This is a genomic window from Microbacterium sp. X-17 (assembly GCF_039615055.1).
This window is the reverse complement of record NZ_JBDHNI010000001.1, coordinates 1,113,012-1,125,809: the sequence shown is the minus strand read 5'-3', so window position 1 is coordinate 1,125,809 and position 12,798 is coordinate 1,113,012. Positions and strand designations below refer to the sequence as shown.

Genomic DNA, 12,798 nt, shown 5'->3' with positions numbered 1-12,798 from the left:
GAGTCCGAGAGAGATGACCGAGACCGTACCGGCCGACCCGCTCGCTCGGCCGACGCAGCGCAGTCAGGCGAAGGCCGACCGGCGCGCAGCGCTGCTGGAGGCCGCTGCAGGCAAATTCGCCGAGCGCGGCTTCAACGGCGTCTCGATCGAAGACCTGGGCGCCGCCGCCGGAGTCAGCGGCCCGGCCGTCTACCGGCACTTCGCGTCCAAGCAGGCCGTGCTCGCCGCCCTGCTGGTCGGTGTCAGCGAGAACCTGCTCGACGGCGGCGCCGCGGTCGAGCGGGAGGCCGCCGACCCCGCGGGCGCGCTGCGCGGGCTCATCGCGTTCCATGTGGACTTCGCGCTCACCGAGGCCGACACCATCCGCGTGCAGGACCGCGACCTCGACGCCCTCGCCCCGGAGGACCGCCGCGCGGTGCGCACCCTGCAGCGCCGCTACATCGAGCTGTGGATGCGCGTCCTCGGCGAGCTTCACCCGTCGCTCGCCGCCGACGAGCTGCGCCTGCGCGTGCAGGCGACCTTCGGGCTGATCAACTCCACCCCGCACTCCGCGCGCGCCGGCGCCGCCCACACGACCGACGCGTCGGTGCGCCCGGTGCTCGAACGGATGGCCTGGGCGGCGCTGACCTCGCGTTGACACCGCGCCGGCCTTCCCTGACCTCGGGACGACCCGAACCGCCTCTTCGGTACGACACCCGCGTCGGCTAGAGTCCGATCACGCGCCGGGCGACGCCCCCGGCCGATCCGAGGGGAGGCGACGTGGGCGACGACACTCCCCGGCTGAGGTTGCACCATCGGGTGCTGCGGACGCTCGGAGTCACCCTCGCCGTGCTGCTCGTCCTCGTCCTCCTCGCGGGCGGGCTCGCGGTGTGGACGGTCACCCTCTCGTTCCCGCAGACCTCCGGCTCGCTGCACGTCAACGGCCTGAGCGCGCCGGTGACCGTGACGCGCGACTCCGCGGGCGTCCCGCAGATCACCGCGCGCACCGCCGACGACCTCTTCCGCGCGCAGGGCTACGTGCACGCGCAGGACAGGTTCTGGGAGATGGACTTCCGCCGCCACGTCACCGCCGGGCGGCTCTCCGAACTGTTCGGGGCGAGCCAGCTCCCCACGGACACCTTCATCCGCACGCTCGGCTGGCGGGACGTCGCCGAGCAGGAGGTGCAGAAGCTCGACAAGACGTCGCTGCGCTACTACCAGGACTACGCCGACGGCGTGAACGCCTACCTGAACACGCACTCCGGCCCGCAGCTGTCGCTGGAGTACGCGATCCTCGGCATCCAGAACCCGGACTACCACCCGGAGCAGTGGACGCCGGCCGACTCGGTGGCCTGGCTCAAGGCGATGGCCTGGGACCTCCGGTCCAACCTGGAGGACGAGATCGACCGGGCGCTCCTGGCGACCAAGCTGACGCCCCAGCAGATCGCGGAGCTGCACCCCGCCTACGACTACAGCGCGCACCCGACGATCACGGCGCTCGGCGGCGGCACGCCCGCCACGATGACCCCGGACGCCGCCCCGGCAGGCTCGAAGGCGCCGGCCTCCGCGGCTGGCGACGCGGATGCGACGGCTGCGCTCGCCGGCGTGCCCACCGCCCAGTACCAGAACCGGCTGGAGCAGGTGGCCTCCAGCCTCGACGCGGTCCCGACCCTGATGGGACCGGCCGGCGACGACATCGGCTCGAACTCCTGGGTCGTCGCCGGATCCCACACCGCGAGCGGGAAGCCGCTGCTCGCCAACGACCCGCACCTCGGCGCGGTCATGCCCTCCGTCTGGTACCAGGTCGGTCTGCACTGCGCGGTGGTCGACGCGCAGTGCCCGTTCGACGTCGCCGGCTTCAGCTTCTCCGGTCTCCCCGGGGTGATCATCGGCCACAACGACCGGATCGCGTGGGGGTTCACCAACCTCGGGCCGGACGTGGCCGACCTCTATGTCGAGAAGGTCACCGGGAACACGTACGAGTACGACGGCGCGCAGGTGCCGCTGACCGTCCGGCACGAGACGATCGCGGTCGCGGGAGGCCCGGACGTCCGGATCACGGTCCGCTCGACCCGGCACGGCCCCATCATCACCGACCTCAGCGATGGCTACGGCGTCATCGCGAAGGACCAGGCCGGGAAGCTCGGCGTCCCCGCCCAGGAGTTCCAGCTCTCGCTGGAGTGGACCGCACTCACCCCCGGCCCGACCGCCGGGGCGATCTTCGCCTTCGACACCGCGCACGACTGGGCGAGCTTCCGCGCCGCCGCTGCGTCCTTCCAGGTGCCGTCGCAGAACCTCCTCTACGCCGACGTGGACGGCAACATCGGCTACCAGGCGCCCGGCCTCATCCCGGTGCGCGCGAAAGGCGACGGGACCGTCCCGGTGCCCGGCTGGACCAGCGAGTACGGCTGGGTCGGGACGATCCCGTACGACCAGCTCCCGAGCGTGCTGAACCCGCCGAGCGGGTACATCGTGACGGCCAACAACGCCGCCGTCGGCCCGCAGTTCCCGGCGATGATCACGCAGGACTGGGACGCCGGCTACCGCGCCAACCAGATCCAGCTCCGCCTGACGAAACTGCTGGAAGCGGGGCACAAAGTCACCTCGAAGGACATGTCCGCCATCCAGGCCGACACCTACGATGCCAACGCGGCGACGCTCACTCCCCTGCTCGTCGCGGTCGGCGCGAAGACCGACCCGACGTCCGGCGTGGCCAAGGGCGCGGCCCTGCTGCGCGGCTGGAACTACCACGACGACGGCGACAGTGCCGCGGCGGCCTACTTCGCGGTGTTCTGGAAGAACCTGCTGGCCGACGCGTTAGGCCGCAAGCTCCCGGCCGACGCGCAACCGACCGGCGGCGACCGCTGGTTCCAGGTGGTCCAGGCGCTCGTGAAGCAGCCGGACTCGGCGTGGTGGGCGGACAGCAAGCTCGGGACCCTCGACCGGGACGACATGATCGAGTACGCGGCCAACCAGGCGTGGAAGGAGACGCAGAGCACGCTCGGCGGCGACCCGAAGAGCTGGCGCTGGGACCGCCTGCACACCCTGGAGCTCACCAACGCGTCGTTCGGGTCGTCCGGCGTCCCTCCGATCGAGTGGCTGTTCAACCGCGGGCCATACCCGCTCGGCGGCGGGTCGAGCGTCGTGGACGCGACCGGCTGGGACGCCTCCGACGGCTACCAGGTCGACCGGGCGCCGTCGATGCGGATGGTGGTCGACCTCGCCGACTTCGACCGCAGCACCTGGATCAACCTCACCGGCGCATCAGGGCACGCGTTCGACGCCCACTACGCCGACCAGGCGCGGCTGTGGGCGGTCGGCCAGACCCGGCCGTGGCCGTTCTCGGCGAAGGCCGTGCGGGCGGCGGCCGATCAGACGCTCACGCTGACGCCGTAGCGTCGCGCTCCGCTCAGCGGGCGTTCGGCCAGCTGCGCTCGCCGTCGCCGACGTAGAGCTGCTGCGGGCGGCCGATCTTGGTGCTCGGGTCCTGCGTCATCTCGCGCCAGTGGGCGATCCAGCCCGGGAGGCGGCCGATGGCGAACAGGACGGTGAACATCCGGGTCGGGAAGCCCATCGCCTTGTAGATCACCCCGGTGTAGAAGTCGACGTTCGGGTAGAGGCGGCGGTCCACGAAGTACTGGTCCGCGAGCGCGACCTCTTCGAGCTCCTTCGCGATGTCGAGCAGCGGGTCGTGCACGCCGAGGGCGGCGAGCACCTCGTCGGCCGACTGCTTGACGAGCCGGGCGCGCGGGTCGAAGTTCTTGTAGACGCGGTGCCCGAAGCCCATCAGCTTGACGCCGGACTCCTTGTTCTTGACCCGCTCCACGAACTTCTGGACGCTCTCGCCCGAGTCGCGGATGTCCGCGAGCATCTGCAGGACGGCCTCGTTGGCGCCGCCGTGCAGCGGGCCGTAGAGGGCGTTGATGCCGGCCGAGACCGAGGCGAACAGGTTCGCCTGGGTGGAGCCGACCAGCCGCACCGTCGAGGTGGAGGCGTTCTGCTCGTGGTCCTCGTGCAGGATCAGCAGGCGCTCCAGCGCGCGCGAGAGGACCGGGTTCACCTCGTACGGCTCCGCGAGGGTGCCGAAGTTGAGCCGCAGGAAGTTGTCCACGAAGCTCAGCGAGTTGTCCGGGTAGAGGAACGCCTGGCCGATGCTCTTCTTGTGCGCGTACGCCGCGATGACCGGCAGCTTGGCGAGGAGGCGGATGGTGGAGAGCTCCACCTGCTCCGGGTCGCTGACGCTGAGCGAGTCCTGGTAGAAGGTCGACAGGGCCGAGACCGCGCTGGAGAGCACCGACATCGGGTGGGCGTCGTGCGGGAGGGCGCTGAAGAAGCGGCGCAGGTCCTCGTGCAGCAGCGTGTGGCGGCGGATGCGCTCGTCGAAGTCCGCGAGCTCGGCCGGCGTCGGCAGCTCGCCGTGGATGAGCAGCCAGGCGACCTCCAGGAACGTCGAGTTCTCGGCGACCTGCTCGATCGGGTAGCCGCGGTAGCGCAGGATGCCCGCGTCGCCGTCGATATAGGTGATCGCCGAGCGCGTGGCGGCGGTGTTGACGAAGCCGTAGTCGAGGCTGGTGAGCCCGGTCTGCCTGGTCAGGCTGGAGAGGTCGATGCTCGACGCGCCCTGCGTGCTCGGCAGGATCGGGAACTCCGCGACGCCGCCGGGGTAGCTCAGGCGGGCGGTGGCCGCCTCCTGGGCGGGGCCGCGCTGCTCCGCCTGCGGCTGCGCGACGGTCCGATCGGTGCCGGCCTGCTCGGTGCCGAGTCCGCTCACAACGCCTCCTGAGTGGTTTGGGGATGCTTCGCGTGCCGATCGTGTCGGCGACGCAGTGAAGCCGTGCTGGTACAGCCTAGCCAACCCACGCGACAACTGTCGCATCGGGCAAAGCCTGGGGAGGTCCTTTAGAGGGTCTCTCCAAAGGCGCGCAAGCGGGAGGCCGCGGCCGCGATCCGCTCGTCCGTGGCCGTGAGCGACAGGCGCACGTGCTCCGCATTGTGGTCGCCGTAGAAGACGCCGGGACCGGCCAGGATGCCGAGGTCGGCGAGCCGGCCGATGCTCTCCCAGGCGTCGCGTCCCTCGGTCGCCCAGAGGTAGAGTCCGGCCTCGCTGCTGTCGATGCGGAAGCCCGCGGCCTCCAGCGCGGGCTTCAGCAGCGCGCGCCGCGCCCGGTAGCGCTCGCGCTGCGCGGCCACGTGCGCGTCGTCGCCGAGCGCGACGACCATCGCGGCCTGCAGCGGCGACGGCAGCATGAGCCCGGCGTGCTTGCGCACCGTGGTGAGGCGCGCGATCAGTGCGCGGTCGCCCGCGACGAACGCGGCCCGGTAGCCGGCGAGGTTGGACTGCTTGCTCAGCGAGTAGACGGCGAGCACGCCGCCGCGGTCGTCGCCGACCACCCGCGGGTCGAGCACGCTGGGGGTCGGTGCGGCGTCCCACGGCGCGTCCCAGCCGAGCTCGGCGTAGCACTCGTCACCCGCGACGACCGCGCCCAGCTCACGGGCCCGTGTCACCGCTGCCCGGAGCTCGTCCACCGACAGCACGCGGCCGTCCGGGTTGCCCGGGCTGTTCAGCCAGACCAGGCGGGTGTTCTCGGGCCACTCGGCCGGATCATCGCTCGCCACGGCCTCCGCGCCGGCGAAGGCCGCGCCGATCGCGTAGGTCGGGTACGCGGCGCGGGGATGCACGACGGCATCCCCCTCGCCCAGGCCGAGGAAGAAGGGCAGGAAGGCGACGAGCTCCTTGGAGCCGATGGTCGGGAGGACGTCCTCCGGTGCGAGGCCGGGCACGCCGCGCCGGCGCTCGAACCACGCGGCGATGGCCTCGCGCAACGCCGGCGTCCCGACGGTCTGCGGGTAGGCGTGCGCGTCGGTCGCGTGCGCGAGCGCGTCGCGGATCAGCGCGGGCGTCGGGTCGACCGGCGAGCCGATCGAGAGGTCCACGATCCCGGAGGCGTCGCCGAAGGGCACGGCTTCCCTGGCGCGCGCCGCGTACGGCGCCATCAGGTCCCAGGGGTAGTCCGGCAGCTCCCCGAGCGCCACGTCAGTGCGCCTGCGGAGGCAGGGCGGCGATGAGGGCGTGGTCCTTCGCGATCACGCCGACCTTGGCGGCGCCGCCGGGCGAGCCGATGTCGTCGAAGAACTCCACGTTGGCCTTGTAGTAGTCGGCCCACTCCTCCGGGAGGTCATCTTCGTAGTAGATCGCCTCGACCGGGCAGACCGGCTCGCAGGCGCCGCAATCGACGCATTCGTCGGGGTGGATGTACAGCGAGCGCTCGCCCTCGTAGATGCAGTCGACGGGGCACTCGTCGATGCAGGCGCGGTCTTTCACATCGACGCACGGGAGGGCGATGACGTAGGTCACTGTGCTTCGGGTTCCCTTCGGACGGCGGGTGGCTGTCCCTCTAGCTTAGGCCGTTCCGGCCCGGCCCGCGGCGCGCTTCACGTCCGGCCAGGACACGACGACGGCGGCGATGAGGATCGGCCCGACCAGCCAGATCTGCCCCCACAGGTTGTTCGGGATGAGCACCGAGCCGCCCGCGCTCTGCTGGGTGAACACGAGGATGACGGCGATCGCCCCGAGCGCCGCGCACAGCGCGGGCCAGCGGGAGTCGGCCAGCAGCCGCAGGCCGACCAGCAGCGCGGTGAAGCAGAGCAGCGAGCCGATCAGCCCGAGCGGGATCGTGACGCCCCAGGTGACCGTGAGCTGGTGCGCGACCGTTCCGATCCCGCCGATGGCCGCTCCCGCGAGGACCAGGAGGACGGCGTAGAGGATCCGGCGCAGCATGCTCGAATCCTAGCTGGACACATCGCCCGGACGTGTTCTAGAGTCGAAAAGGTAAGGTTAGCCTTACCAACATCACCCACCTCCACTCGAAGGTCCTCTGTGCTCGCGAACTATCTGATCGGCCTCCGCGAAGGCCTCGAAATGGCGCTCATCGTCACCATCCTCGTCGCGTACGTGGTCAAGGTCGGACGCACGGACGTCCTCTCGAAGCTGTGGATCGGCGTGGGCGTCGCGCTCGTCGTCCCGCTCGGGATCGGTGCGCTGCTCACCTGGGGCCCGTACGGGCTCAGCTTCGAGGCGCAGGAGATCGTCGGAGGCACGCTGTCGCTGATCGCGGTCGGCTTCGTCACCTGGATGATCTTCTGGATGGGCAAGACCGCCCGCAGCATGAAGTCCACCCTCCAGAACCGGCTCGACTCCGTGCTCGTGGGCACGGGCTGGGGCGTCGTGATCCTCGCCATGCTGAGCGTGGGGCGCGAGGGCATCGAGACGGCGCTGTTCGTCTGGGCGACGGTCGCCAGCATCGGCGGCGGCTGGGAGCCGGTGATCGGCGCGGTCCTCGGTCTCGTCACGGCCGCGGTGCTGGGCTTCCTGCTCTACCGCGGAATGGTCAGGATCAACCTGGGCTCGTTCTTCACGTGGACCGGCGCGTTCCTCATCCTCGTGGCGGGCGGCGTGCTCGCCTACGGCATCGGCGACCTGCAGGAGGCGGGCGTCATCCCCGGCGCCGGCATCCACGCCTACGACATCAGCGGCCTCATCCCGTCGTCGAGCTGGTACGGCACCGCGCTCGCGGGCATCCTCAACTTCAACCCGTCGCCGACCTGGGCGCAGGTCATCGCCTGGGCCGGGTACATCGTCGTCGTGTCGTTCTTCTACGTGCGGCAGCATCGCGCGTCGCACACGCGACCGGCCGCCGCTCCCGCGCCGTCCGCCCCCGCGCCGCGGACGCCCGTCCACTCCTGACCCGCGGCCCCGCCGCACGCATCCACCAGAGCAGAAAGCACAGCATCGCCATGCCCCGACTCCGTCAGCTCGCCCCCGTCGCCGGCTCCCTGGCCGCCGCAGCGGCCGTCGCGCTCGCCCTCACCGGCTGCGTCCCCAACAAGGCCGTGGCCGAGGCGGAGGCCATCCAGGTCACGCTCACGGACTCCTCCTGCGCAGTGAAGACCGCCACCGCTCCCGCCGGCCCGATCACCTTCCAGGTCACCAACACGGGCTCCGACGTCAACGAGTTCGAGGTGCTCGCGAAGGACAAGCTGCGGATCGCCGGCGAGAAGGAGAACATCGGGCCGGGCACCAGAGTCAACTACGTCGTCCAGCTCGCCGAGGGCAGCTACTTCACCGCCTGCAAGAAGGGGATGGTGGGCAACCCGAGCTCGCTCGCGGCGTTCACGGTCACCAAGGGTTCGGGCGACACCAAGTCCGTCAGCGAGAGCAAGCAGGTCGCGCAGGCCGTGACCAACTACGTCTCCTACGTCAAGGATCAGACCGGGCAGCTGCTGACGGCGACGAAGACGTTCGCCGCCGCCTACGAGGCCGGCGACGACGCGGCCGCCCGCGCCCAGTACCCAGCAGCCCGGACGTTCTACGAGCGGATCGAGCCGACCGCCGAGCAATTCGGCGACATCGACCCGGCACTCGACCTCCGCGAGGCCGACCTGGAGCAGGGCCAGGAGTGGACCGGCTGGCACCGCATCGAGAAGGACCTGTGGGCGCCCGCCGGCTTCACGGCCTCCGACCCCGCCGCCCGGAAGACCCTCGGCGACCGGCTCGTCGCCGATACCCAGCGGCTCTACGACCTCGTCTCCGCGAAGGACTTCACCCTCACCCTCGACCAGATCTCCAACGGCGCCGCCAGCCTCATGGAGGAGGTCTCGCGCACCAAGATCACGGGCGAGGAGGAGACCTTCTCGCACACGGACCTGTGGGACTTCCAGGCCAACGTGGAGGGCGCCGAGGTGGCGTACGGCAACGTGCGCGCGGTCCTGCTGGAGAAGGGCGCGACCGGGAAGGCCACGGCGAAGAAGCTGGACGCCGAGTTCGCCACGATCGACTCGCTCCTCGCGCAGCACAAGGAGGGCGACGGGTTCGTCAGCTACACGCAGCTCTCGACTCCGCAGGTCAAGGAGCTCCAGGACTCGGTCAACGCCCTGAGCGAGCCGCTGTCCCAGCTCACCTCGATCCTGGTCAAGTAGGGCCGTGGAAGACCAGGTGAGCTCCGGAGGCCTGTCCCGGCGCGGGATGCTCGGCCTCGCCGGCGCGGCGGTCGGCGCGGGCGTCGTCGGGTTCGGTGCGGGCGCGGCGGTGGGCCACGCCGTCACCTCCTCCCCCGCCGGCGCGACCTACCCGTTCTACGGCGCGAACCAGGCCGGCATCGTCACGCCCGCCCAGGACCGCCTGCACTTCGCCGCGTTCGACGTCGCCGCGGGGCTCGACCGGGACGGGCTGATCGAGCTGCTGCAGGACTGGACCGTCGCGGCCGCACGGATGACGCAGGGCAGGCCGGCCGGGAAGTACGGCCCGGCCTCCGGCCCGTCCGACGCTCCCCCGGACGACACCGGCGAGGCGCTCGACCTCCCGCCCGGCGGCCTCACACTCACATTCGGCTTCGGCCCGACGCTGTTCACGGCCGCCGACGGGACCGACCGGTTCGGGATCGCCGGCAAGCGCCCGGCCGCGCTGGTCGACCTCCCGCACTTCCCCGGCGACGCGCTGCTCGACAGCCTCACCGGCGGCGACCTGTGCGTGCAGGCCTGCAGCGAGGACCCGCAGGTAGCAGTGCACGCCATCCGCAACCTGTCCCGCATCGCGTTCGGCCGCGCCGTCATCCGCTGGTCGCAGCTCGGCTTCGGCCGCACCTCGTCCACCTCGCGCAGCCAGACCACGCCGCGCAACCTGTTCGGCTTCAAGGACGGCACCGCGAACATCAAGGCGGAGGACTCCGCGGTCGTGGAGGATCAGGTCTGGGCCGACCGCGGCGACGGCGCAGCGTGGATGCACGGCGGCTCGTACCTCGTGGCGCGCAAGATCCGCATGGTCATCGAGACCTGGGACCGCCAGCAGCTCGGCGAGCAGGAGCGCATCGTCGGGCGGGACAAGGGCGAGGGCGCGCCGCTCTCCGGCGGCACCGAGTTCAGCGAGCCGAACTTCCTCGCGCTGTCACCGGCCGGCGGCACGAAGATCGACCCCGACTCGCACGTCCGGCTCGCGCACCCCACGATGAACGGCGGCGCGCAGCTCCTGCGCCGCGGCTACAACTTCGTGGACGGCAACGACGACCTGGGCCGGCTGAACGCGGGACTGTTCTTCATCGCGTTCCAGCGCGACCCGCGGAAGCAGTTCATCCCCATCCAGAACCGGCTCGCGAAGAACGACCTGATGAACGAGTACCTCAAGCACGTCGGCTCCGCCGTGTTCGCGGTGCCACCCGGAGCGCGCGAGGGGTCCTACATCGGTGCCCCGCTCTTCGTCTGACGACATTCGCGCCGAATGGCGCGAATACCGCCGCAATTCGCGCCATTCGGCACGAATCTGCTGGGCTACGGCGTCGCGGTGGGCGTCGGCGTCTCGACGGCGGCGCGCGACACGGAGTAGTTGGCCACCCAGCCGTTGCTCGCGGCGTCACTGACGACGACGAGGACGCCGAACTCGCTGTTCGAGAACGTCCCGGTGCCGCCGCCGTCCGGACCCTGGGCGCCGAAGCCGCCGTCGAAACCCGCGTCCGCGAGCTGCTTCGCGATGTCCTGGTACGCCGAGGCGCCTGGCACCTTGATGGTGACGTTCCACACCTTGCCGTGGCCGCTGCCGACGCCGGCGCCGAAGACGACAGCGCCCTTCGCCAGCGGCACGGCCTTCGGGAAGTCCGCCGGGACCTTGTTGCCGCCCAGATCGACGTTGCCGCCGGTGACGTCCTTCACGACGGTCTGGAAGCTGCAGCCCGCTAGCGCCGGCGCGACCCCCACGAGGAGGAGGGCCGCGACCGGCAACGCGAGCAGGCGGGAGCGTCTCATGAGTCGATTATGCGCGCCGCGGAGCCGCGAGTGACGCTTACGCGTCCTGGCGCTTGAGCCGCGACGCGGCGCGGCCGCGGGCGGTCGCGTCGAGCTCGACCTTGCGGATGCGCACGGCCTCCGGGGTGACCTCCACGCACTCGTCCTCGCGGGCGAACTCCAGGCACTCCTCCAGCGTGAGCTGGCGGGACGGCGTCATCGACTCGAACGTGTCGGCCGTGGAGGAGCGCATGTTGGTGAGCTTCTTCTCCTTGGTGATGTTCACGTCCATGTCGTCGGCGCGCGAGTTCTCGCCGATGACCATGCCCTCGTAGACCTCCTCGGTCGGGTTCACGAAGAAGGTCATCCGCTCCTGGAGCGCGATGATGGCGAACGGGGTGACCACGCCGGAGCGGTCGGCCACGATCGAGCCGTTGCTGCGGGTGACGATCTGCCCGGCCCACTCGTCGTAGCCGTGCGAGATCGCGTTCGCGATGCCCGTGCCGCGGCTGATGGTGAGGAACTCGGTGCGGAAGCCGATCAGGCCGCGCGAGGGGACGATGAACTCCATGCGCACCCAGCCGGTGCCGTGGTTCGCCATGTTCTCCATGCGGCCCTTGCGCGCCGCGAGCAGCTGGGTGATCGCGCCGAGGTACTCCTCCGGCACGTCGATGGTCAGGTGCTCGAACGGCTCGAACGTCTTGCCGTCCACCTTCTTGGTGACCACCTGCGGCTTGCCGACGGTCAGCTCGTAGCCCTCACGGCGCATCTGCTCGACCAGGATGGCCAGCGCCAGCTCGCCGCGGCCCTGCACCTCCCACGCGTCGGGGCGGCCGATGTCGAGCACGCGCAGCGACACGTTACCGATCAGCTCGCGGTCGAGGCGGTCCTTGACCATCCGCGCGGTCAGCTTGTGGCCCTTGACCTTGCCGACCAGCGGGGAGGTGTTGGTGCCGATCGTCATCGAGATCGCGGGGTCGTCCACGTGGATGAGCGGCAGCGGGCGGATGTCGTCCGGGTCGGCCAGCGTGTCGCCGATCATGATGTCGGCGAAGCCCGCCACCGCGACGATGTCGCCGGGGCCGGCGCTCTCGGCCGGGTAGCGGTCGAGCGCCTTGGTGATCATCAGCTCGGTCACGCGCACGTTGTGCACGTCGCCGTCGTGACGCACCCAGGCCACGGTCTGGCCCTTGCGGAGCGTGCCGTTGAAGATGCGCAGCAGGGCGAGACGGCCGAGGAACGGCGAGGCGTCCAGGTTGGTGACGTGCGCCTGAAGCGGGGCCTCCGGGTCGTAGGTCGGGGCCGGGATGTGCTCCAGGATGGCCTCGAACAGCGGCTCCAGGTCTTCGTTGTCGGGCAGCTCGCCGTTCTCCGGCTTGTTGAGGCTCGCCGCGCCGTTGCGCCCGGAGGCGTAGACGACGGGGACGTCGAGGATCGCGTCCAGGTCGAGGTCGGGCACGTCGTCGGCGAGGTCGCTCGCGAGACCGAGCAGGAGGTCCTGGCTCTCGTGCACGACCTCCTCGATGCGCGCGTCCGGACGGTCGGTCTTGTTGACCAGCAGGATGACGGGGAGCTTGGCCTCCAGCGCCTTGCGCAGCACGAACCGGGTTTGCGGCAGCGGGCCCTCGGACGCGTCCACCAGCAGGACGACGCCGTCGACCATCGACAGGCCGCGCTCGACCTCGCCGCCGAAGTCGGCGTGGCCGGGGGTGTCGATCACGTTGATGGTGATCGGGCCGTTGGCGGCGTGCTTGCCCTTGTAGGAGATCGCCGTGTTCTTGGCGAGGATCGTGATGCCCTTCTCACGCTCCAGCTCGTTGGAGTCCATCGCACGCTCTTCGACGTGCTCGTGGTCGCCGAACGAGTTGGTCTGCCGCAGCATGGCGTCGACCAGCGTGGTCTTGCCGTGGTCGACGTGGGCGACGATCGCGACATTGCGCAGATCGTCGCGGTGGGCGACGGCGTTCTCGGACATGCGTGAGGGCTCGACTCTCGTCAGAAGGAAGAAGGGGAACGGTCCATTCTATCCCAGCGGCCGGGCGCCTCCGT

Annotated in this window: 11 protein-coding genes; 5 read left to right on the top strand and 6 right to left on the bottom strand. The window is 70.7% G+C overall.

What is annotated here, in order from left to right; genetic code table 11:
• Window positions 1–13: 13 nt before the first annotated feature.
• Both ABCS02_RS05515 and ABCS02_RS05510 read left to right on the top strand, forming a co-directional pair.
• Window positions 14–637 carry a TetR/AcrR family transcriptional regulator gene (locus ABCS02_RS05515; RefSeq protein ID WP_345834591.1) on the top strand — a complete coding sequence of 208 codons (624 nt, stop codon included), beginning with the start codon at window positions 14–16 and terminating at the stop codon, window positions 635–637.
• Window positions 638–759: 122 nt separating this feature from the next.
• On the top strand, window positions 760–3,375 hold the full coding sequence (locus ABCS02_RS05510; protein WP_345834590.1) for a penicillin acylase family protein: 2,616 nt from the start codon (window positions 760–762) through the stop codon (window positions 3,373–3,375).
• Between the two features lie 13 nt (window positions 3,376–3,388).
• On the opposite strand, the gene ABCS02_RS05505 is transcribed toward ABCS02_RS05510, so the two are convergent.
• From ABCS02_RS05505 to ABCS02_RS05490, 4 genes are all read right to left on the bottom strand, one after another.
• Window positions 3,389–4,651, bottom strand: a complete 1,263-nt coding sequence (locus ABCS02_RS05505) for a citrate synthase (RefSeq protein WP_345835173.1) — start codon at window positions 4,649–4,651, stop codon at window positions 3,389–3,391.
• Window positions 4,652–4,878: 227 nt separating this feature from the next.
• Window positions 4,879–6,012 carry a succinyldiaminopimelate transaminase gene (gene dapC, locus ABCS02_RS05500; RefSeq protein ID WP_345834589.1) on the bottom strand — a complete coding sequence of 378 codons (1,134 nt, stop codon included), beginning with the start codon at window positions 6,010–6,012 and terminating at the stop codon, window positions 4,879–4,881.
• 1 nt (window position 6,013) lies between these two features.
• Window positions 6,014–6,334 carry a ferredoxin gene (gene fdxA / locus ABCS02_RS05495; RefSeq protein ID WP_345834588.1) on the bottom strand — a complete coding sequence of 107 codons (321 nt, stop codon included), beginning with the start codon at window positions 6,332–6,334 and terminating at the stop codon, window positions 6,014–6,016.
• A gap of 45 nt (window positions 6,335–6,379) precedes the next feature.
• The gene (locus tag ABCS02_RS05490) at window positions 6,380–6,757 is read right to left on the bottom strand and encodes a hypothetical protein (protein ID WP_345834587.1); all 378 of its coding nucleotides are present in this window, start codon (window positions 6,755–6,757) and stop codon (window positions 6,380–6,382) included.
• 99 nt (window positions 6,758–6,856) lie between these two features.
• Here ABCS02_RS05490 and efeU point away from each other — a divergent pair, with 99 nt between their 5' ends.
• The 3 genes from efeU to efeB are packed head-to-tail and all read left to right on the top strand — an operon-like array spanning window position 6,857 to window position 10,234.
• Window positions 6,857–7,723 carry an iron uptake transporter permease EfeU gene (gene efeU, locus ABCS02_RS05485; RefSeq protein WP_345834586.1) on the top strand — a complete coding sequence of 289 codons (867 nt, stop codon included), beginning with the start codon at window positions 6,857–6,859 and terminating at the stop codon, window positions 7,721–7,723.
• Between the two features lie 50 nt (window positions 7,724–7,773).
• Window positions 7,774–8,955 (top strand): iron uptake system protein EfeO, encoded by a 1,182-nt coding sequence (gene efeO / locus ABCS02_RS05480; protein WP_345834585.1) that lies wholly within the window; start codon window positions 7,774–7,776, stop codon window positions 8,953–8,955.
• 4 nt (window positions 8,956–8,959) lie between these two features.
• Complete coding sequence (gene efeB / locus ABCS02_RS05475; RefSeq protein ID WP_345834584.1) at window positions 8,960–10,234, top strand: iron uptake transporter deferrochelatase/peroxidase subunit; 1,275 nt, start codon at window positions 8,960–8,962, stop codon at window positions 10,232–10,234.
• 65 nt (window positions 10,235–10,299) lie between these two features.
• On the opposite strand, the gene ABCS02_RS05470 is transcribed toward efeB, so the two are convergent.
• Together ABCS02_RS05470 and typA are read right to left on the bottom strand one after the other, a co-directional pair.
• Window positions 10,300–10,770, bottom strand: coding sequence for a hypothetical protein (locus ABCS02_RS05470; RefSeq protein ID WP_345834583.1), 471 nt, complete (start codon window positions 10,768–10,770; stop codon window positions 10,300–10,302).
• A 37-nt stretch (window positions 10,771–10,807) separates the two neighbouring features.
• On the bottom strand, window positions 10,808–12,724 hold the full coding sequence (gene typA / locus ABCS02_RS05465) for a translational GTPase TypA (protein ID WP_345834582.1): 1,917 nt from the start codon (window positions 12,722–12,724) through the stop codon (window positions 10,808–10,810).
• Window positions 12,725–12,798 lie beyond the last annotated feature (74 nt).

Bases quoted from the DNA above. Each gene is read 5' to 3' on its own strand.
- ABCS02_RS05515 (WP_345834591.1), top strand. From the start codon at position 14: ATGACCGAGACCGTACCGGCCGACCCGCTCGCTCGGCCGACGCAGCGC.
- ABCS02_RS05490 (WP_345834587.1), bottom strand. From the start codon at position 6,757: ATGCTGCGCCGGATCCTCTACGCCGTCCTCCTGGTCCTCGCGGGAGCG.
- efeO (WP_345834585.1), top strand. From the start codon at position 7,774: ATGCCCCGACTCCGTCAGCTCGCCCCCGTCGCCGGCTCCCTGGCCGCC.
- ABCS02_RS05470 (WP_345834583.1), bottom strand. From the start codon at position 10,770: ATGAGACGCTCCCGCCTGCTCGCGTTGCCGGTCGCGGCCCTCCTCCTC.
- typA (WP_345834582.1), bottom strand. From the start codon at position 12,724: ATGTCCGAGAACGCCGTCGCCCACCGCGACGATCTGCGCAATGTCGCG.